The 18,379-nt window shown below is 70.4% G+C and carries 20 protein-coding genes; 8 read left to right on the forward strand and 12 right to left on the reverse strand.

Annotated elements, in window-relative coordinates; translation table 11 throughout:
• Positions 1-45: 45 nt before the first annotated feature.
• Positions 46-1,467: a helix-turn-helix transcriptional regulator gene (locus VM95_RS40645; RefSeq protein ID WP_052707561.1), complete on the reverse strand. Its 1,422-nt coding sequence runs from the start codon at positions 1,465-1,467 to the stop codon at positions 46-48.
• A gap of 403 nt (positions 1,468-1,870) precedes the next feature.
• On the opposite strand from VM95_RS40645, the gene VM95_RS42760 reads away from it, so the two are divergent.
• The 3 genes from VM95_RS42760 (at position 1,871) to VM95_RS25425 (ending at position 4,374) form a co-directional block, all read left to right on the forward strand.
• Entirely contained in the window at positions 1,871-2,029 is a 159-nt protein-coding gene (locus VM95_RS42760; protein ID WP_157882201.1) for a hypothetical protein, read from the forward strand.
• 118 nt (positions 2,030-2,147) lie between these two features.
• Positions 2,148-3,074, forward strand: coding sequence for a hypothetical protein (locus VM95_RS25420; protein WP_045700631.1), 927 nt, complete (start codon positions 2,148-2,150; stop codon positions 3,072-3,074).
• 43 nt (positions 3,075-3,117) lie between these two features.
• Positions 3,118-4,374, forward strand: coding sequence for a tetratricopeptide repeat protein (locus tag VM95_RS25425; protein WP_045700633.1), 1,257 nt, complete (start codon positions 3,118-3,120; stop codon positions 4,372-4,374).
• Positions 4,375-4,438: 64 nt separating this feature from the next.
• Here VM95_RS25425 and VM95_RS40650 read toward each other — a convergent pair whose 3' ends face one another.
• The 5 genes from VM95_RS40650 to VM95_RS25445 form a co-directional block, all read right to left on the reverse strand.
• Complete coding sequence (locus tag VM95_RS40650; protein WP_078860503.1) at positions 4,439-4,633, reverse strand: DUF397 domain-containing protein; 195 nt, start codon at positions 4,631-4,633, stop codon at positions 4,439-4,441.
• The gene (locus VM95_RS25430) at positions 4,626-4,925 is read right to left on the reverse strand and encodes a YciI family protein (protein ID WP_045700635.1); all 300 of its coding nucleotides are present in this window, start codon (positions 4,923-4,925) and stop codon (positions 4,626-4,628) included. The genes VM95_RS40650 and VM95_RS25430 overlap by 8 nt, the downstream gene beginning before the upstream one ends.
• 81 nt (positions 4,926-5,006) lie before the next feature.
• Positions 5,007-5,705: an SDR family oxidoreductase gene (locus VM95_RS25435; RefSeq protein ID WP_045700637.1), complete on the reverse strand. Its 699-nt coding sequence runs from the start codon at positions 5,703-5,705 to the stop codon at positions 5,007-5,009.
• A 93-nt stretch (positions 5,706-5,798) separates the two neighbouring features.
• The gene (locus tag VM95_RS25440) at positions 5,799-5,993 is read right to left on the reverse strand and encodes a DUF397 domain-containing protein (protein ID WP_045700639.1); all 195 of its coding nucleotides are present in this window, start codon (positions 5,991-5,993) and stop codon (positions 5,799-5,801) included.
• Entirely contained in the window at positions 5,986-6,852 is an 867-nt protein-coding gene (locus VM95_RS25445) for a helix-turn-helix domain-containing protein (protein ID WP_045700641.1), read from the reverse strand. The genes VM95_RS25440 and VM95_RS25445 overlap by 8 nt, the downstream gene beginning before the upstream one ends.
• A gap of 206 nt (positions 6,853-7,058) precedes the next feature.
• On the opposite strand from VM95_RS25445, the gene VM95_RS25450 reads away from it, so the two are divergent.
• The 3 genes from VM95_RS25450 to VM95_RS43370 all read left to right on the forward strand — a co-directional run bounded on the left by VM95_RS25450 (position 7,059) and on the right by VM95_RS43370 (position 9,885).
• On the forward strand, positions 7,059-7,421 hold the full coding sequence (locus VM95_RS25450) for an ATP-binding protein (RefSeq protein ID WP_052707562.1): 363 nt from the start codon (positions 7,059-7,061) through the stop codon (positions 7,419-7,421).
• Positions 7,418-7,564, forward strand: coding sequence for a hypothetical protein (locus tag VM95_RS42765; RefSeq protein WP_157882202.1), 147 nt, complete (start codon positions 7,418-7,420; stop codon positions 7,562-7,564). The genes VM95_RS25450 and VM95_RS42765 overlap by 4 nt, the downstream gene beginning before the upstream one ends.
• Positions 7,565-7,776: 212 nt before the next feature.
• Positions 7,777-9,885: an NEW3 domain-containing protein gene (locus tag VM95_RS43370; protein ID WP_167352956.1), complete on the forward strand. Its 2,109-nt coding sequence runs from the start codon at positions 7,777-7,779 to the stop codon at positions 9,883-9,885.
• A 60-nt stretch (positions 9,886-9,945) separates the two neighbouring features.
• Here VM95_RS43370 and VM95_RS25460 read toward each other — a convergent pair whose 3' ends face one another.
• The 4 genes from VM95_RS25460 to VM95_RS25475 form a co-directional block, all read right to left on the reverse strand.
• Positions 9,946-10,701, reverse strand: a complete 756-nt coding sequence (locus VM95_RS25460) for a dienelactone hydrolase family protein (RefSeq protein ID WP_045700643.1) — start codon at positions 10,699-10,701, stop codon at positions 9,946-9,948.
• A gap of 227 nt (positions 10,702-10,928) precedes the next feature.
• Positions 10,929-12,164, reverse strand: coding sequence for an RCC1 domain-containing protein (locus tag VM95_RS25465; RefSeq protein ID WP_045700645.1), 1,236 nt, complete (start codon positions 12,162-12,164; stop codon positions 10,929-10,931).
• Between the two features lie 32 nt (positions 12,165-12,196).
• Positions 12,197-13,450, reverse strand: coding sequence for an RCC1 domain-containing protein (locus VM95_RS25470; protein ID WP_052706730.1), 1,254 nt, complete (start codon positions 13,448-13,450; stop codon positions 12,197-12,199).
• A gap of 103 nt (positions 13,451-13,553) precedes the next feature.
• On the reverse strand, positions 13,554-13,787 hold the full coding sequence (locus VM95_RS25475) for a hypothetical protein (RefSeq protein WP_045700647.1): 234 nt from the start codon (positions 13,785-13,787) through the stop codon (positions 13,554-13,556).
• Between the two features lie 284 nt (positions 13,788-14,071).
• Here VM95_RS25475 and VM95_RS25480 point away from each other — a divergent pair, with 284 nt between their 5' ends.
• Together VM95_RS25480 and VM95_RS25485 are read left to right on the forward strand one after the other, a co-directional pair.
• The gene (locus VM95_RS25480; RefSeq protein ID WP_157882203.1) at positions 14,072-14,971 is read left to right on the forward strand and encodes a hypothetical protein; all 900 of its coding nucleotides are present in this window, start codon (positions 14,072-14,074) and stop codon (positions 14,969-14,971) included.
• Entirely contained in the window at positions 14,971-16,323 is a 1,353-nt protein-coding gene (locus VM95_RS25485; RefSeq protein WP_045700673.1) for a hypothetical protein, read from the forward strand. The genes VM95_RS25480 and VM95_RS25485 overlap by 1 nt, the downstream gene beginning before the upstream one ends.
• A 64-nt stretch (positions 16,324-16,387) precedes the next feature.
• Here the strand turns inward: VM95_RS25485 and VM95_RS25490 are convergent, their stop codons facing one another.
• Together VM95_RS25490 and VM95_RS25495 are read right to left on the reverse strand one after the other, a co-directional pair.
• On the reverse strand, positions 16,388-17,323 hold the full coding sequence (locus tag VM95_RS25490; RefSeq protein ID WP_052707564.1) for a hypothetical protein: 936 nt from the start codon (positions 17,321-17,323) through the stop codon (positions 16,388-16,390).
• Positions 17,320-18,279: an adenine nucleotide alpha hydrolase family protein gene (locus tag VM95_RS25495; RefSeq protein ID WP_052707565.1), complete on the reverse strand. Its 960-nt coding sequence runs from the start codon at positions 18,277-18,279 to the stop codon at positions 17,320-17,322. Before VM95_RS25495 ends, VM95_RS25490 begins: the two co-directional genes overlap by 4 nt.
• Between the last annotated feature and the right edge of the window lie 100 nt (positions 18,280-18,379).

Here is an 18,379-nt window from a genome sequence, read left to right on the forward strand (position 1 = left end):
TGGCTCCATTTCTCGCAGAGGGGACGGGCGATGCCGCCGGGACGATCACACTTCATGCAGGAGGACGCTGTCGAGGGCCTCGCGGAACCGGGTCACCGCCGCCACCGCTGACCACCGCTGCAACTGGCTGTCGAGCGAGGCCAGTTCCGCGAAAATCCGGGCAGATCCTGTGCTGATCCCAATGGACAGGGCCTCGACTGCGGTCAAGGCCGCCTGCTCGGGACCGATGGCGTGGAGCTGGGCTCCCGCCGACCGAGCCAAGTACACGCCACGGTCGCGGCGGAACGAGGCCGGCAGCGCCCGAATCGCCCGATCGAACCCGGTGGCAGCGGCCTTGTACTGGCCCATGACGAGCAGGGACCTCGCCCGCTGGGCTTCGACGTAGCCCACGTCGAGCCAGTGCCCACGGCGGACTTCGGTGTCACTGGGCCGGGTCACCAGCTCCAGGGCCAGATCGTAGCCCCGCTGGCTGGCCAACCCGTCGCCCAGCAGGGCGTGCCCGTGCGCTCCGAAGACCGCGCCGAGGGCACCGAGCCTGCTGCCGGGCGCTGCCAGGCGCTGAGCCGACTCCGCCAGATCCACGGCCTCCTGGGGGTCCTTCATGTCACCGGCCAGCTGGGCCTTGCGGGCCGTGATGTAGACGGTCAGGTCGTGATCTGCAGCCGCCCCCGACCAGTCAACGGCTCGGTCAGCCCAATACTGAGCGGCCCGGTGGTCGCCGCTGTCCTGGTACAGCCAGCTGCAGAACTCGGCGTACTCGGCCTGGACCTGCATCAAATCCTGGCGGTCGCGGCCGGAAGCGTCCCGGCGCAGCTGCTGGATCAGACGGACATGGTCCTGGGCTGTGGCGACGACGTTCCAGGGGCCGAGCACATTGTCGCAACCGACCAGCGACTTACGCAGTTGGCGCATGTTCTGCACCGGATTGACGTCAGGCGAGAGCACGACTGGCTTCGGCGGGGCAGTGGGGCCGGCGAAGGCGGACACCATCGCGGTACCAGCGGTTGCCGTAGCGGTGCGCAGTATGGCGCGGCGTGGCATGGTCACGAAGATGATCCTTCCGTCCGAGGTGCGGCAGCCCACTCTGACCTCGTCGCCCATCATGGCCATGGACGAGCCAACAGCAGCAGCCCCCTGCCCAGCATCGCCGGAGCCGAGACGTGCGGCGCCGGCATCCCCGAAGCCAGGCAGCTGCGTCAGTGGATTCCGGCCTTCGACTCGCGGGCGTGGCATCGGGCGCGCGGCAGGAAGCAGTTGATCCGACGTGGCAAAGAGTTTCCTCAACTCGACGGTGCTGATCTTCAGCAGCCGGGCCAGCTTCACCCACATCCACGGTTGCGGCTCGCCCCGGCCGCGCTCCCACCTCACCACCGTCGAACGGTGTACTCCCAGCTCATCAGCCAGGGTCTCCTGGGTGTAGCCGGCATCCTTTCGCCGCTGAGCGAGCTGTTCCCGCTTGACCGCCATCGGCTCCCGCCCTGTGCTTCGCCAAATCGCCTGCCCTGGCAACGCGCCAGGTCACGCCCAGGCATGCGCCATGGATGCGACATCAATGCGCCAATTCTGCTCTGGCTCGCGCCGCTTGGACGCGGTTCTGTAGAGACCTACCGGATGAGGTCGGCCGAAGCATCCGGACTCCGCAATGACACGGGCCAGCGTCTGGGTCGACATCTTGGTTTCCGTCAACTGTCACCCCCAAGTCGCGATCTCGAACAGGTTGAACAGGATCGGGAGCCCACGCGGTACCCCCAGAGCGTAACCGAAGATTCACCGAGTGCACCGACGCGCTCGGGGCTCCCACCCATAGGTTCCTCCCCGGACTTCGGGGAGGTGCACCATCCGCAGCAGCACCATTGGAAGGAGCAGGAGTATGCCCGACACCATTCAGGTCGACCACCTGACGCGGCGCCTGGACCACTCGGTCCCGGACGGTGACTTCGTGCCGGAGGTGGGTGTCGAGTGCCTGACGCGGCGCCTGGACCACTCGGTTCCGGACGACGACTTCGCGCCGAAGGGAACCGAGATCTGATCTCGGTCCTGAACTAATGCCGCCTGGTTGGCGGTATGGCGGGTCGGCTCGACCGAACGGCCGCGCCGACCCGCCGCAGTCTCCGCCATCTGCACATCACAGCCAAGGAGAGTCCACCGTGCAGACCACCATTGCCACCCGCGTAGAGTCCGGCTCCTTCTTCGATCTCGGCCGGAAGGACCCGGCGCTGACCCGCCTGCGGGATGACGGCGCCGAGTGGGCCCTGCCGTTCGTCCTGATGGAACGCCTCGTGAATTCCGACACCCCCTACGCCGATTACGCCCGTGCCCTACGCGCCGACAGTGTGCAGGTGTTCGGGGCCGGCTTCGACTGGTTCGACGCCGAGTTGCCCGGACGGATCGCCGACGAGATCAACCTGGCGGACTACGAGATCGTCGAGCACACCGCCGAGCGCCGCGCGGCACTGACCCAGGCGTTGGAGCGGTTGGCCTCGGTCCACCCCGAAGGATTCGACCGCGTGCGGGAGTTCGTTCGGGGACTCCTGTGGGTGGGCCTCAAGTCCGGTGTCCGCGCCTCCTCGCTGACCAGTTCCAGTGACCCGGCGCTGCCCTACGTCATCGTGTTCTCCGAGAAGGCCAGGCACCACATTCCACCGAACACCGTCAGTCCGGAGCCGTCTCACCTCTTCCTGGCAGAGAACATCCTGCACGAGGGAGTCCACCAGTCGGTCAGCTTCCACGTCCTCCAGAACCAGGTCTTCGCCGCCGGGTACTCCTCCAAGACCTCCCCCAAGATCGAGATCGCGTGGCGTGCCGCACAGGGGGTGGCCCGCAACCAGTTCTGGGAGATCGACCGGGCGTTCCACGCAACCTGCGTGTACAACCAGCTGCTGCGGTTCCGCCGGACCGAACTGGGCCGGGACGACCTGACGTCCAACGAGCGTGCGAGCTTCGAGAGTGCCTACGCCGAGGGCGTCCCGGCCGTGCGCTACCTCATGGACCAGCTCGAACTCCAGCGTGAACACTTCACCGTGCACGGCCGGGAGTTGCTGGCCGACCTGCGCCACCAGACTGACCCGCTCTGACGCCGACCATGACCGGATCGGGAACCGAACTAGGGAGGGGTGAGTGCTCCAGCACCTCATCACACATGGCGCGGACCTACGCATGGTCCCCACCGACCAAGACCAGCTGGCCGCGGAAGTCAGGAAGATCCGAGAGGAGCTGCAGACGCTGCCCGCAGGCACGGACGCCGCCCGGACGCGGATCCTGGCGCGGTGGGCCGGCATCGGCCTGCTGAGCCTCGGCAACTACCACGACGCGCGCACGTTCCTACGGCAGGCGCTCGACCTGGCCGCAGCCAGTGGCAATACCCGGGCCGTCATCGCCACCGAACTCAACCTCGGCGACGCGCATCGCTACGCCGGTGACGCGGAGATCGCTGACGTGCACTACCGCAAGGCCCTGGACGCCGCCAAGATCCGACACCCGGAACTCGTCGACTTCGCCCTCCAGCACTTCGGCAAGCACCTCATGGAACAAGGCGACCTTGCGTCTGCACGCGCTCACCTGCGGGAGGCGCGGCGCCTGCGGATCGTCAAGGGTGACACCGAGCTGATCGAGTCCACCCAGGCCGCACTCGACCACGTCGAGCTGCTGATCGGACAGGCAACCGCCGGCGCGAACTTGCCGGCGGCCAGTGACGCAGAAGTGACACAGTGGAGCAGACGATGGACCTCGTGGCTCCAATCCCGCACCACAGCCCGAATGCGGGACCGGTGGGCTGAGGAGTTCACCACCGTGCAGGAAGCTGTGCGCTCGCTCGGCGCACACGAGCGTGTTCGGCCGCGCCACCTCCGTGATCAGGCGTTTCCCGTCAAGCTGATCGCCGCCATGACGCAGGAGGCCGAGAAGGCGCTGGCTGCAGACGGGTACCTTCACAACGGCAAGTGGAACGCGGCAGTCGGCGACGCAGCGAACCGCTTCGCCGGGCACGTCGATCTCGCCGAGGTCGTGGCGCGATCCACCGGCCTGGAGGTCGAACAACCGCACAACGGCGTGTACATCGGCTACCTGGAGGAGGGGCAGTTCCTCGACTTCCACGTTGACGAGTACGGCTTCGGTGAGGCCAACCTGGTCCTGTGCCTCAAGCACGAGCGCCTGCCGGCGACTCCCGCCGTGAGCACCACAGTCTTCATCGGTGCGGACGGCTATCTTGAATGCGATCTCGCAGCAGGAGACTGCGTCGTATTCGATGGCGCGATCACGCCGCACGGCAGGACGCCCCTCAACGCCGGAGAGCGTGTCATCCTGATCAGCTTCGGCTTCCGTGCGCGTGATCCGGCTACGCGTTCAGCCACGTTGCTCCCGCCGGCCCCACGCTGAGGGCGGCGAGCGCTGATCAACCACCTCGGTGGCCCTTCGCTCGTGGAGCGAAGGGCCACCGGGGTCAGGGGGTGTGGTGGTCGAACTCGCCGGCTTTGGCGGCGAGGAGGAAGGTGGCGAGGGTGGTGGGGGTGGCGCGGACCACGGCCCCGCGTGCGTCGGACTCGCGGAGTTCGACGTGTGGGTGGACGGTGCGTACCTCGACGCAGTCATCACTTCCGCTGGAGTAGCTGGACTTCTGCCATGCGGAGTCAGTCAAGCTCGTGCCCGATGTAGTCGGCGAGGTAGCCGAGGATCGGGTTCCACTGGGCGATGCGGACCTCGCCGAGGACGCCCGCCTCGCTGTACGGATCGCCGGCGACGAGTTGCTGCACCTCGGGTTCGTCGGCCGCGCGGAAGATGAGCAGGCCGCCGGTGTCGCTGGTCAGCGGGCCGGAGAGGACGAGCTTGCCGTTCTTCTGGAGTTCCGTCAGGTACGCGCGGTGCCTGGGACGGATCTCGAGGTGGCGCTTGTCGGTGGTGAAGACGTACTCGACTGCGTAGTAGGCCATGGCGTCCGCCGCGCTCCTCGTTCGATGGGTGTGGAACGGAACACCAACTGTGCCAGGACACCCCGCCCAACGCGAGAGCGGTCAGTTGACCTGACCGGCGGGCCGCACGACGAGGTGGTTGACGTCGACGCCCTCGGGCTGGTTGACGGCGAACAGGATCGTGTCGGCGACCTGCTCGGCGGTCAGCGTCGGCGCCTCCGCGGGCGATCCACCGCGCTCGTCCCAGAACGGGGTGTCGACAACTCCCGGGGCGACGACGGTGACGCCGATGCGGTCCTTGGCCACCAGGAGTCGGACGTTCTCGGCCAGCGCGTGCGCGGCCCACTTGGTCACGGAGTACAGGTTGCCGGGCGTGTTCCTGGTGCCCGCGACCGAACCGACGATCACGATCCGCCCCTTGGACTCCCTCAGGTGCGGCAGCGTCTCGCGGACCAGCAGAGCCGGGCCGAGGACGTTGGTGAGGACCATGGCGCGCATGGCGGTCGGGTCGTGGTCCTCCAGCGTGCCCGGCAGGGAGTACCCGGCGTTCGCGATCACCGTGTCCAAACGGCCCCACTGGTCGGTGACTTGGCGTACGGCAGTGGCGACGTGGTTCTCGTCGGCGGCGTCACCGGCGATGGTCAGGAGGCGGTCACCCGCGCCGGTGGAGGTGGCGAACGCGGCGAGGCGATCGGCGTCTCGGCCGGTGATCGCCACCCGGTGGCCCTGCTTGAGCAGTGCACGGGCAGTGGCCGCACCGATCCCGCTCGAACCGCCGGTGATCAACGTGACGGGTTCCATGGCACGGCCTCCTGGGTGACGGCGGAAATTGGCGCACGCAGGCTACCCGATCATGATGGCCCTTCGCCCGGTGGAGCGAAGGGCCATCGAGGGTCAGGTGGCGTGGTGGTCGAACTCGCCGGCCTTGGCGCCGAGGAGGAACCCGGCGAACTTGGCGGGAGCAGTGCGAACGATGGCCTCGCTGCAGTCGGACTCGCGAAGCTCGACCAGTCCGGCAACGGTTCGCACCTCGACGCACTCGTCACTGGAGCTGGAAAAGCTGGACTTCTGCCAGACGGAACTATGCATGCTTGCCTTCCATTTCCTTCTTTACGGACCCGATGAAGTCTCGGGACTCAGTCTCCGACAGGGCACGGGACTCGAATCGGGCGATCAGAGATCGGAACTTCCCCACATGTGCTGGGGCATCGAAGATCCGGCAGCCGAGGCTCGTGTCAACCTGCGCCGCATCCAGTTCGGGAATCGGCCCCTCGGCGTACGTAAAGGTCACGCTTGAGCTCGGGACGGCGCTGACGTCGAACGGGATCACTCGGATCGAAATGCTCTCCTGCTCGGAGTCTTCGATGAGAGCGCCGAGTTGTTCGGCAAGGACCGCTGGGCTGCTGAACTGCATCCGCAGTGCCGCTTCATGGATGAACGTCGAGTACGGCACTGCACCGGATCGGATAAGCCGCTGACGCTGCATCCGAAACGCCGTCCTGAGGTCGATCTCGTGCCGAGGCAGGGGCGGGAAGGTCTGAGCGAAGACGGAAGAGGCATAGACACCGGTCTGGAGCAGGCCGGGAACGAAGGCCATCGAATAGGTGGTGAGCCTTCTGGCCTGGCCTTCGAACTCCGCGACGTCGATGAAGTCCTCGGCCAGGGAGGCACGGAACTCCTCCCACCAGCCCGGCTTCTCGCGATCGGTGATGATGTCCGAGAGCGCGGCGATCAAGGGATCGTTGACGCACATGCAGGCTGCGGCGATCGTCCGCAGGCGCTCCACGCTGATGCCGATCTTCCCGGCCTCCATCTGCGTCACCTGCGCCGGGCTCATGCCGACTGCGCGACCGAGCTCGCCGTTGCGGAAGCCGGCCTGCTCGCGCATCCTTCGCAGCTCGGCGCCGAGCCGCCGCTGGCGGAGTGTGGGGTTCGTGCGGGGAGCCATGACGTCCTTCCGGGCAGGTTCGGCCCCAGTCTGCCGCGCGGCTCGCCAGACGGTCCATCCAGGGGCGGCCGTTAACTCGTGAGAGGGAACATCCCGGATACGGGTAAAAGTTGATCTGGTGGCGCGCTATGGTCATCTCACCTCGATCCGATGGATCGTCAACAACCGCTGTCCACGCAGCGGTTCACCGCCTCACGGAGGCTTCCATGTGCAACCGCAACACGCCCTCGCTCGCCATCTCCCGGCAGGCCCTCCGCCACGCCCTGACCCGCTTCGGCTGGGACTCCGAGGTCATCTTCAACGCCGAACTCGCCCTGGTCGAGCTGATCGTGAACGCGTGGCGCCACGGCGACACCCCCGCGCCCGTCGTCCACTTCTCCCTCGTCACCCGCACCCTCCGGGTCTGCGTCTCCGACGAGAGCGACGCCCTCCCCACCCCCCGCACCCCCGGTGACCTCGCCGAGGCCGGGCGGGGCCTCCAGCTGATCGAGGGCCTCACCCACCGCTGGGGCGTCGAGCCCCAGAAGCGCGGCAAGATCGTTTGGTACGAGCTGGACTTCGTCGCGTGAGCCCCGGCACTGTAACTTTCCTCATCGGCGCCGCCTTCGCCGTCCTCCTCACCCTGGCCTTCGCCACCGTCGCCCTCGGCGTCATCACGGCCCTCCGGATGCCGAAGCCCGACGACGAGCAGGACCGCCACATCCGCGTCTGACCACGCTGCCAACGCCGAGCCGGGTGCCCAACTCGGCTCGGCGGCACGGCAATCCGACCTCCGGTCCGGACTCCGACGAGCAGTCACGTTGATATCCGTCGGATTGCGTTGACTCTTGACGGCATCTGTTTGATTTGGTTCGCTTTCCACCGCCCTGCGCAGGGGAGCCAGTTCCTGAACCACCGTCCGTCCCTCCGGACCCAGGAGACACGATGCGCAAGTCGTGGGCCGCGTTACTCGCGGCTTCACTGGCGGCAGCACCCCTCGCCGCCGCCCCGCTCACCAGCACCCCCGCCGCCGCGGCAGACTCCCCCGGCGCCGCAGCCGCACCCGCCCCCACCCCGCCCATGGGCTGGAACGACTGGAACGCCTTCGGCTGCGACGTCGACGAGCAGTTGGTCGAGCAGACCGCCGACAAACTGGTCTCGACCGGCCTCGCCGCCGCCGGCTACCAGTACGTCAACATCGACGACTGCTGGATGGCCAAGTCCCGCGACGCCCAGGGCCGGCTCGTCCCCGACCCGGTCAAGTTCCCGCACGGCATCACGGGCGTCGCCGACTACATCCACGCCAAGGGCCTCAAGCTCGGCATCTACGAGAGCGCCGGCACCCTGACCTGTGCCGGCTACCCCGGCAGCCTCGACCACGAGCAGCAGGACGCGGCCTCCTTCGCCTCCTGGGGTGTCGACTACCTCAAGTACGACAACTGCTACAACCAGGGCATACCGTCCCAGCAGCGCTACCGCGCGATGGGCGACGCGCTCGCCAAGGCCGGCCGCCCGATCGTCTACAGCCTCTGCAACTGGGGCCTGGAAAGCGTGTGGACCTGGGGCCGTACGGTCGGCCAACTCTGGCGCACCACGGGCGACATCGACCCCTCCTTCGGCCGGATGCTGGAGATCTTCCACGCGAACGCCAAGCTCGCCGACGCCGCCGGCCCGGGCGGCTGGAACGACCCGGACATGCTGGAAGTCGGCAACGGCATGACGGCCACCGAGAACCGCGCCCACTTCTCGCTCTGGGCGGAGATGGCGGCCCCGCTCATCGCCGGCACCGATCTGCGCAAGGCGAGCGCGGACACCCTCGCCGTCTACGGCAACACCGAGGTCATCGCCGTCGACCAGGACCGGCTCGGCAAGCAGGGCCGCCCGGTGAGCATGGCCGGGGGCCTGGACGTCCTGGCCAAGCCGCTCGCCGACGGCAGCGTCGCCGTCACGCTGTTCAACGAGAACCCGCAGCCCGCCGCGATCTCGACCACCGCCGCCGCGGTCGGCCTGCCGAGCGCCAAGGGGTACCTGCTGCGGGACCTCTGGCAGCACAGCACCGGGGAGACCGCCGGCACGATCAGCGCCACCGTGCCCGGCCACGGCGCCGTGATGTACAAGGTCACCCCGACCGACCACCCGGGCGGGCAGCACCCGGACCTCGCCCTCGACACCAAGGTGCCCGACCTCGCCCCCGGCGGCTCGGCCACCGTCACCACGACCCTCGTCAACAACGGCGCCCAGTCCGCGAACGACGTCCAGCTCGGGCTGGACGCCCCGGCCGGCTGGACGGTCGAGCCGCTGTCCCCGACCCGGATCGGGCACGTGCCGCCCGGGGGCCGGGCGCAGGCCACCTTCCGCGTGACCGTCCCGGCGAAGCTGCCGACGCCGATCACCCGGGCCACCCTCACCGGCACGGTCAGCGCGAAGGGGCCGGGCGGCCCGCAGAGCGTGACCGCGCCCACGCCGGTCGTGCTGGCCGCGCCCGTGCAGGCGCCGTACCGGACCTTCTCCGACACCACCGCCGTCTTCGGCGCGCAGGACGGGACCTTCGCCATCGACGGCGCGGGCGCCGACCTCTACTACGACGTCGACGAGTACAGCGCCGTCTACCGGCCGGGCGCCGAGCACGACGGCTCCACCACGGTCGTGAAGCTCACCTCGCAGGCGCCGACCAGCGAGTGGGCCAAGGCCGGGATCATGGTCCGCAACGACATCACCAAGCCCGCCCAGTCCCCCGGGTACCTCATCCTGGCCGAGGCCCCCGGCAAGGGCTACGTGCTGCAGTGGGACAGCGACGGCGACGGCAAGCTGGACTCCAACAGCGCGCCGGCGAACCAGGGTTCGGGTTCGGCGACGTACCCGAGCTGGCTGAAGCTGGTCCGCGAGGGCTCGACGTACACCGGCTACTCCTCCACCGACGGGACCACCTGGACGCAGGTCGGCCGGGCCACCCTCCCGGGCGCGGCGGCGAGCCAGGACGTCGGGGTGTTCACCAGCTCGCACAGCGCGGGCACCAGCGGCGAGGCCGACTTCACGGGCTTCACCCAGAGCTGAGCAGGCCGCACGCGGGGCCCCGGCCGGTCGGGAGTCGACCGGCCGGGGCCCCGCGCGGGCCTACCGCAGGTGCCGGGCGTTCAGGTGCCGGGCGAAGAACCCGGCCGCGTCCTCGCCCGCGAACCGCGGAACGCCGGTGTGGCCGCCCATGTTGGCGTGCAGGGTCTTCTCCTTGCTGCCGAAGGCGTCGAACAGCTCCAGGGACGCCTGCCGGTCGTTCCCCTCGTCGTCCCACTGCAGCAGCACGTGCAGCGGAATGCTGACCTGCCGCGCCTCCTCGACGATGGCGCGCGGGACCAGGCTCCCGGCGAAGAGGCCGGCGGCCACGATGCGCGGTTCGACCACCGCCAGGCGGACCCCGATGGAGATCACTCCCCCCGAGTACCCGACCGGCCCGCCGATCTCCGGCAGCGCCAGCACGGCGTCCAGGGTGGCCCGCGCCTCCGGGACGGCCAGCTCGACCAGCGGGAGGACGAGGGCGTCGACGATCTCGGCGCCGACCGGCTCGCCGGCCTGCATCGCCCGCCGCAGGTCGGCGCGGCCCTGTTCGAGGACGGCCAGTCGGGGCCGGTCACCACCGCCCGGGAGCTCGACGGTGACCGCGGCGAAGCCGTCCGCCGCCGCACGCCGGGCCCGCTCCACGAGCCGGGGGTACATCGCGCGCAGGCCGAGCGGGGGGAGGCCGAGCAGGATCAGCGGCACCGGCTGGGACGCGGAGGCGGATGCGGGCGTCCACAGGATGCCGGGGATCTCGCCGAGGGTGAATTCGCGTTCGAGGACGCCGTCGTCGAGGCGTCGCTCAGAAGTGATGTGCATGGTCGTGCCTTTCGGGAGTGCTCTGAAAGCGGCGCTCCCGGACGACGACCTATCGCCCGACCGTGACCCCGGAGGGGAGCACCCATGTCGATCCTGCGTTCACGGGTACCACCTCCTCGTTCTCTCCCACGGTCACCGGCACCGTAGCAGCGGTCGTCGTGCTCCGCCAAGCCCGGCGCCGCCCGGAGCGTTCTCCGGACGGCGCGCGGACGTGCCCCGCCGCGGCGCTAGTTGGCGAGGCTGAAGTCCCCGCCGACCGGGGCGGCGAGCTTGTCGACACCGGTCAGCGCGGTGAGCGAGGTGACCGGGGTGGTGCTGTTGTCGGTGGTGCCGTTGCCGAGCTGCCCGGAGCCGTTGTTGCCCCAGGAGCGGACGGTGTTGTCGCCGAGCAGCGCGACGGTGTGCTCGCGGCCGCCCGCGACCAGCTGGACGCCGGTGATGCCGGGCACCGGGACGGGGGTGATGCGGTAGTCCGTCGTCCCGTCGCCGATCTGGCCGGAGGTGTTCTGGCCCCAGGCCTTCAGCTTGTTGTCGCTGTCGGTGACGGCCATGCTGTGGTTGCAGCCCGCCGCGATCTGGGAGACGCCGCCGAGCCAGATGCCCTGGGTGTCGACCGGGGTGTAGCGGCTGATGGTGCTGTTGTCGCCGAGCTGCCCGGTGGCGTTGTAGCCCCAGGTCTTCACCGCGTTGCCGCTGGTCGGCTTGCTCGGCCCGCTCGGCGGCCCGACCAGGGCGATGTTGTGGTTGCAGCCCGCCGCGATCCGGGTGACACCGGTCAGGTTGCTCACCTGGAAGGCGACGTTGCGGCTGGCCGAAGTGCCGTCGCCCAGCTGGCCGTTGATGTTGTAGCCCCAGGCCCAGACGGTGCCGTCCTCGCGCAGCGCGATGCTGTGGTTGAGCCCGGCGGCGATCGCGATCACCTTGTTGAGGCCTTCGACCCGCACCGGCACGCTGCTGTCCGTGTTGGTGCCGTTGCCGAGCTGCCCGTAGTTGTTGTGGCCCCAGGCGACGACGGTCTGGTCGGCGAGCAGGGCGAGGCTGTGCGCGCCGCCGCCCGCGATGTCGGTGACGTTGCTCAGGTTCACCACCTGGCCGGGCGCGTTGTGGCTGAACACCGAGCCGTCGCCGAGCTGCCCGAAGGTGTTGGCGCCCCAGGACTGGACGGTGCGGTCGGTCAGCAGCGCGAGGCCGTGGCCGTTGGTGGGGCCGGCGCCGCCGGCGGCGATCTTGACCACCTCGGCGCTGGTCAGCCCGAGCACGCTCGTCGAGGTCGTCCGGAAGTCGGTCCAGGTGCCGTCGCCGAGCTGGCCGGAGCGGTTGTTGCCCCAGGCCTTGAGCCGCTTCTCCTGGGCGTGCGCGCTGCCGGCCGGCAGAGCAGCGAGTCCGAGCGCGGTCAGCGCGGCGACGGCGGCGGCGAGCGCCGGGCGCAGCCGACCTCGGTGTGCGGTACGGGAGTTGGTCATGTGCTGCCTTCCTGATCGGAGGGGCGGGGAGGTCACCGCGCCAGGCTGAAGCTGCCGTTGGAGGGGGCGGCCACCATGGAAACGGCGCCGGACTTGGCCAGCACCTGCACCGGGGTGGCCTTGTCCTTGGTGGTGCCGTCGCCGAGCTGGCCCTTGTCGTTCAGGCCCCAGGCCTGGACGGTGCCGTCCGAGAGCACGGCCAGGTTGTGCGAGGCGCCGGAGGCGATGCCGATGGCCCCGGTGACGCCGGGGATCGGCACGCTGGTGTTGCGCTGGGTCTGGGTGCCGTCGCCGACCTGGCCCTTGTCGTTCAGGCCCCAGCCGCGCAGGGTCTTGTCCTGAAGGAGGGCGATGCTGTGCGAGGCGCCGGCGGAGAGCGCGGTGACGTTCTTGAGCTCCAGGACCGGCACCGGGTAAGGCTTGTTGACGATGCTGTCGTCGCCCAACTGCCCCTTGTCATTGAGGCCCCAGGCCATCACCGAGCCGTCCGCGAGCAGCGCGAAGGCGTGCGAGGCGCCGGCGGCGATGCCCTTGACGGTGGTCAGCTCGGGGATCTGCATGGCGGTGGTGCGGGTGGTCGGGGTCGGCGTGGGCACGGCGGCGGTCGAGCTCGACGGCTTCGCGGTGACGCCGAGCTGGCCCTTGTCGTTGTTGCCCCAGGTCTTGACGGTGCCGTCCGCGAGCAGGGCCATGCTGAACGCGTCACCGGCCGCGATCGCCTTGACGCTGTCCAGCCCGGCCACCGTCACCGGCAGGTTGGCGTTGGTGTTGGTGCCGTCGCCCAGCTGGCCCTTGTCGTTCAGACCCCAGGCCTGGACGGTGCCGTCCTTCAGCAGGGCGAGCGCGTGCGCGCCGCCGGCCGCGACCGCCTGGACGCCGCCCAGCCCGGCCACCAGCGCCGGCACCGCCCACTCGTCGGTGGTGCTGGTGGTGCCGTTGCCGAGCTGGCCCTTGTCGTTCTTGCCCCAGGCCTCGACGGTGCCGTTGGCCAGCAGGGCGAGGCCGAAGCCGGTCACGGTGGCGCCGGTTCCGCCGGTGCCACCGGCAGCGACCGAGTTGAGCTCGGCGCCGGACAGCCCGACGACCGAGGTCGGGGTGAGCCGCTGGGTCTTGGTGCCGTCGCCCAGCTGGCCGTTGGCGTTCTGCCCCCAGGAGCGCAGCCGCAGGTCGTACGCGGAGGCGGCGGAGGTGGGCAGCGCGACGGAGCCGAGCAGGGCCAGGCTCGCGACCAGGGCGGGCACGGCGGCCGCGGGCAGGCGGCGGAACTTGCGGTGCAGCGGGTGCATCTCTTCCTCACGTTCGAAGGGCGGCGGGCATGGGGGTGCCCGGCGGCGGCACGGGGATGCCGCCACTCGGGGTGGTGACGGGGTGGGTCGGGTGACGGGTGGGTCAGAGGCAGGGGCGCGCCGGGGCCGCCCGGCGGACGGGCTCGCCGACGATCAGGCCGGGCGGCGGCAGCGGCCGGTGGTGCGGCGCGACGTGGGCGGCGTCGTCGCCGACGCAGGGCGGCACCGGTCGCACGACGGCCGGGGCGGTCGCCGCGGCCGGGGCGGCGCCGAGCAGCGGCAGGGAGCAGGCGAGCAACAGCAGGCCTCGCGCGGCGGAGCGGGAAAGCGGTGACATGACGTCCCTCGGGATCCGGGCACGCGGCATCCTGGCCGCACGGCCGTAGCTGGGAGTGGAGATCGGATCGCCGGAAAGCCTCCCCAAGGACCAGAACGGTCGTGCGGTTCCGAACGGCTTTCCACACAGTCGGCCCAGCCGGATCGTTCGCCTTCGCTCCATCGGACGGTCAGTGGTTGCGGTCCGTGACGGAGGCCCGAAGCATGGAGCGCCGGGGCTGGTTCACCGTCAGCTCACCATGGCGCAAGTGCCCGACGAATCCGCCGACTTCAGTGGGAGAGACCGTGCTGCGAACACAGCCCGCCAGACTTCTAGCCGTCACCCTCGGTGCCGCCCTCGCCGTGGCGGCGCCCGCTCCGGCGGGGGCCGAGGACACCCAGCCGGCCGTCGTAGTGAACGGAACGTTCTCCTCGCCGACCGTGCCGGCCGGCCAGACCTGGGCCTCGGGCGTCGACGGCTGGAGCGGCGCGGCCGGCGTCGCCTCCGCCGCCTACGCCGCCCACCCGCGAGGCTTCCAGGCGGCCACGCTCGGCTGGAACGGCAACGCGGTCTCGCTCAGCACCCGGGTCCGCGGTGTCCGGGCCGGCGCCACGGTGACCCTCAGCTGGGACGACTCCCCCTACGCCTGCGCCGCCCAGGGCGCCGCCAGGCGGACGTACACCGTGACAGTCGCCGGACAGGGCAACAGTCCGGGCAGCTTCGGCTCCAACATCCCCAATGGCAGCACGAATTGGTTCCTCGGCCGCACCTACTCCTTCACCGCCGCCGAGGACGCGCCGCAGATCACCTTCACCCCGACCAACACCGACAACCCCGGCTGCGGCGTGTTCTTCACCAACGTCGACGCCAAGCAGACCGCCCCGCCGCAGCAGCCGCCCGCGCAGGACCCGTGCGCGGGCGACGCGGCGAGCACCTCGCAGTGCAAGGACGTCGCGGACAACAAGGACCAGATCAGCAAGTGCAAGGCCTCCGACCGGGACTGCCTGGCGACCGTCGCCGGTGACGGCAAGGCGGAGAAGGACGGCATCGCCGACGAGAAGCAGACACTGACGGACTTCAACAAGGTCCCCCGCGACCAGAAGCCGAACGACGCGGCCACCGGCCTGTGCGCCCTGCCGAACGCGCTGACCGACGTCCCGCCCGGCAACGCGGTCGTCCCGCCGAGCGACTGGTGGTTCTGCTGATGCGGCGCCGGCTCCTGCACCGGGTCGGCTGCTCGGTGGCGACGGCCGGACTGGCCCTCGCCGCCGCCCCGCCCGCGCACGCCGCCGACACGGTGGCCGTCCAGGTCCTCAACGGCACCTTCGCGCAGCCCGTCGCCCCCGACAACGGCACGGCCGCCGGGCACACCGACTGGTCGCCGGAGAACAACGGCGTGGTCTTCGGCAAGGCACTCGCCCAGCACCCGCAGGGCTACCAGGCGGCGTCGCTGAACTGGAACGGCTCCCCGCTGGTCCTGCGCACCCGGCTGTGGGGCGTGAAGGCGGGCTCGCACGTCACCCTCAGCTGGGACGACAGCCCGGGCGTGGACCGGCGCTGCACGGCCGAGCAGCTCAAGGACGGCCAGACGTACAACGTCGCGCTGATCGCCCCCGGGCCGGTGCCGGACCCGCAGATCACCACCAAGGGCACCGACACCGTCGGCACCGCCAACTGGACCACCGGGCGCAGCTTCGGCTTCGACGCCCCCGAGGACAACCCGATGGTCTCGTTCGAGTCCGCCGAGCGGCGCGACTCCCTCTCCTGCGGCCCGCTGATCACCAACGTCACCGCCGCGCAGACGCCCGCGCCCGTCGACCAGAAGGTCCGCAAGGAGCAACTGCCGCCGCCCAAGGGCTACAAGGGCAACGAGCCGCTGGAGCCGGGCGTCGTGGTGGACGACTGCGAGGGCGCGGCCGCCAACTGCACCTTCACCGTGGACAAGGGCTCCTCCTACCAGTACTACGGCCAGAGCCGGATCGTCGGCGAGGTGTACCTCAACTGCAGCCGCAACGCGATCGTGGACGACCGGAAGATCACCGTCACCGAGCCGCCGTACGACAGCCTGACGCAGTACTACGCCCTGAAGGGCACCCCGCTGGTGCCCAGCCGCTCCGACATCTCGCAGAGCCGGCCCAACCTGGCCGGCCAGGCCGCCGCCGGGTTCAGCGCGGCGGGCGGCAACCCGGCGGCCGTCTCGACCACCAACCCGCTCACCTGGAGCCGGACGAGCACCAAGGGCCTCAACCCCACCATCCAGCCGGGCGAGGTGAGTTGGATCGAGGTGCAGCCGGCCCGCGAGCGGGTGGCGGGCACCTTCACCAACGCCCGCAACAAGTACCGGCTCGACGCGGTCTTCGACGTCCCGGCGACCTCCCTGCCGGACCGCTACTTCCAGCGCACCGGCCCGTTCACCGACGTCGAGCTGCAGCGCTGCGCCGCCGCCCGGCCGACCGCCGGCACGCCGGACAACGGGGCGAACCCGGGCAACCGGCTGGTCTCCGTCGACGCGCCGCCGGCCGGGGTGCGGGCGCGGTCGGTAGCGCTCAACCCGTAGGCAGCGCGCACGGCGTGGCCGCCTGCCCGAGGATCCGGGCAGGCGGCCTCGGCACGTCCGGCGGCTACCGGTCCAGCGCCGCCCAGCTCCCCTCGGGCGTCAGCCGGTACTGCTCGACGGGCCGGGCGCCGTCCGTGCGCGGGGGCGCCTCGATCGGCTCGCTCGGGAGGGACCGCCCCGGCGGCCGCATCGACAGGCACTTGTCCGTCGCGCTGAAGGTCTGCGCGACGACGGTGCTGACGTTGACGGTCGACGGGCTGTCGACGATCACGTTCTTGATCAGCTTCGCGGCGCCGTCGACGCTCAGCTCGCCCACCGTGCGGGTCATCGCGTTCAGCGTGCCGAACTGCAGCTCGTCGCCGGACTTCACGGTGAACCTGACCTGGGTGGTCTCGGTCACGACCTGCCGCCACTCGTGCGACCAGGTGGCCTTGAAGGCGGACTGGAAGCTGGCCTGGGCGCTGAGCTTGAGCGCGGCGGAGCCCGCCACGTTGCCGCTCACGTTCACGCTCCCGCCGTTGCTGATCTCCGAGTTCGGGCCCTTGTCCTTGGGCGGCGTGTGGTCGGTGTGGTTGACGGTGGTGGTGTTGCTGCCGGCGATGCTGCCGCCGACCGTGGTGGTGTTGTCGATGGTGCCGGTGAGTGTGACGCTCCCGGAGATCTCCCCCGAGATGTTGTCCTTGGTGCTGTTCTCCAGCACCACCGTGCGCTCGACGGTGATCGGCTTGTTGGTGCAGTTGATCGCCGCGTTGCCGACCGAGACCACGCCCGTGGTGAGCTCCCGGGACAGTCCGGGGATGACGCGGAACGAGCAGCCGTAGTCCTGCCCGCAGCCGTGCGCGAGGGCCGGGGCGTCCGGCAGCGGGGTGTCGCCGTCGAAGGCCTGCGCCTGGGGCTGGTCGTCGGGGGCGGGCTCCGCCGCGAAGGCCTGCCCGGTGCACAGGGCCACGGCGATCAGGGCCGCCGGCAGGGCCCGCACCGCCCGCGTCCGGCGCTTCACCGCGGCCTCCAGGTGCCCTCGGCGGTGCGGACGAAGACGGCGTCCGGCACCCGGTCGGACTCCACCGGCGGGAGTTCGATCAGGCCCGCCCCGGCCCGGCCCGGGGGCCGCAGCGAGAGGCACTTGTCCGGGACGGAGAAGGTCTGCGCCACGATCGAGCTGGCGGTGACGATGGACGGGCTGTCCACCGTGACGTTCTTGATCAGCTTGCCGGTGTTGTTCACCGTCAGCTCACCGGCGGCCCGCGACATGGCGCTCACCATCCCGAACTGGATCTCGTCGCCCGGGCTGACGGAGAAGGACACCTTGGTCGTCTCGGTCGCCTGGGCCTGCCACTGCCGCGAGAAGGCGGCCTTGAAGGCGGACTGGAAGGTGGCCGAGACGCCGAGGTGCAGCGCGTTCGAGCCGGTCACCGTCGCCGTGACCCCGGCGGCGTTGGTGGTCTGGTCCTGGGTGGTCGGGCCCTTGTCCTTGCTCGGGCCCCACTGGGTGATGCCGTTGGTCATGGTGGGCGCCACGCTCGCCTGGCCGGAGACCGTGACCGTGACGTCGATCCCGCCCTGGATGCTCGCGCTGCCGGAGATCTCACCGCCGATGTTGTCGGTGCTGGTGCTCACCAGGGTGACGGTGCGGTTGACGTCCATGTCGCCGTTGGTGCAGTTGATCGCCGCGTTGCCCACCGACACCACGCCGCTGGTGAACTCGCGCGGCGCACGGTCGTACAGCCGGAAGCGGCAGGCCGAGGGCTGGTCGCACTGGCTGGTGACGTCCTTGGTGGAGGCGAGCGGCTTGTCCCCGTCCAGGGCCTGCGCGGCCGGGGGCGGCGGCGCGCCGCTGTCGGCGGCGGCGCTGCTCGGCACGGCGGACGGGACCAGGACGGCTATCGCCACGCCGGGGACCAGCAGGGTGAACCGGGCGGCGCGCCGCCACGGTGGCGGGCAGGCGGAAACGACCACGGATGCTCTCCTCGTTCGTCGGACCGGCGGTACCTCCCATCCTGGGCGAGGGTCGCATCGCAGGCGAACGGTCGGCCGGTTCCCGTCCGCCATTCGATGG

Source organism: Streptomyces rubellomurinus, assembly GCF_000961885.1.
Taxonomy (GTDB): Bacteria; Actinomycetota; Actinomycetes; order Streptomycetales; family Streptomycetaceae; genus Kitasatospora; species Kitasatospora rubellomurina.

Coding starts and splice junctions, on each gene's coding strand:
- VM95_RS40645 (WP_052707561.1), bottom strand. CDS start 1,467: ATGGCGGTCAAGCGGGAACAGCTCGCTCAGCGGCGAAAGGATGCCGGC.
- VM95_RS25470 (WP_052706730.1), bottom strand. CDS start 13,450: ATGCACCCGCTGCACCGCAAGTTCCGCCGCCTGCCCGCGGCCGCCGTG.
- VM95_RS25430 (WP_045700635.1), bottom strand. CDS start 4,925: ATGGCCTACTACGCAGTCGAGTACGTCTTCACCACCGACAAGCGCCAC.
- VM95_RS25460 (WP_045700643.1), bottom strand. CDS start 10,701: ATGCACATCACTTCTGAGCGACGCCTCGACGACGGCGTCCTCGAACGC.
- VM95_RS25440 (WP_045700639.1), bottom strand. CDS start 5,993: ATGCATAGTTCCGTCTGGCAGAAGTCCAGCTTTTCCAGCTCCAGTGAC.
- VM95_RS25450 (WP_052707562.1), top strand. CDS start 7,059: ATGTGCAACCGCAACACGCCCTCGCTCGCCATCTCCCGGCAGGCCCTC.
- VM95_RS25475 (WP_045700647.1), bottom strand. CDS start 13,787: ATGTCACCGCTTTCCCGCTCCGCCGCGCGAGGCCTGCTGTTGCTCGCC.
- VM95_RS25435 (WP_045700637.1), bottom strand. CDS start 5,705: ATGGAACCCGTCACGTTGATCACCGGCGGTTCGAGCGGGATCGGTGCG.
- VM95_RS25485 (WP_045700673.1), top strand. CDS start 14,971: ATGCGGCGCCGGCTCCTGCACCGGGTCGGCTGCTCGGTGGCGACGGCC.
- VM95_RS25445 (WP_045700641.1), bottom strand. CDS start 6,852: ATGGCTCCCCGCACGAACCCCACACTCCGCCAGCGGCGGCTCGGCGCC.
- VM95_RS43370 (WP_167352956.1), top strand. CDS start 7,777: ATGCGCAAGTCGTGGGCCGCGTTACTCGCGGCTTCACTGGCGGCAGCA.
- VM95_RS42760 (WP_157882201.1), top strand. CDS start 1,871: ATGCCCGACACCATTCAGGTCGACCACCTGACGCGGCGCCTGGACCAC.
- VM95_RS25465 (WP_045700645.1), bottom strand. CDS start 12,164: ATGACCAACTCCCGTACCGCACACCGAGGTCGGCTGCGCCCGGCGCTC.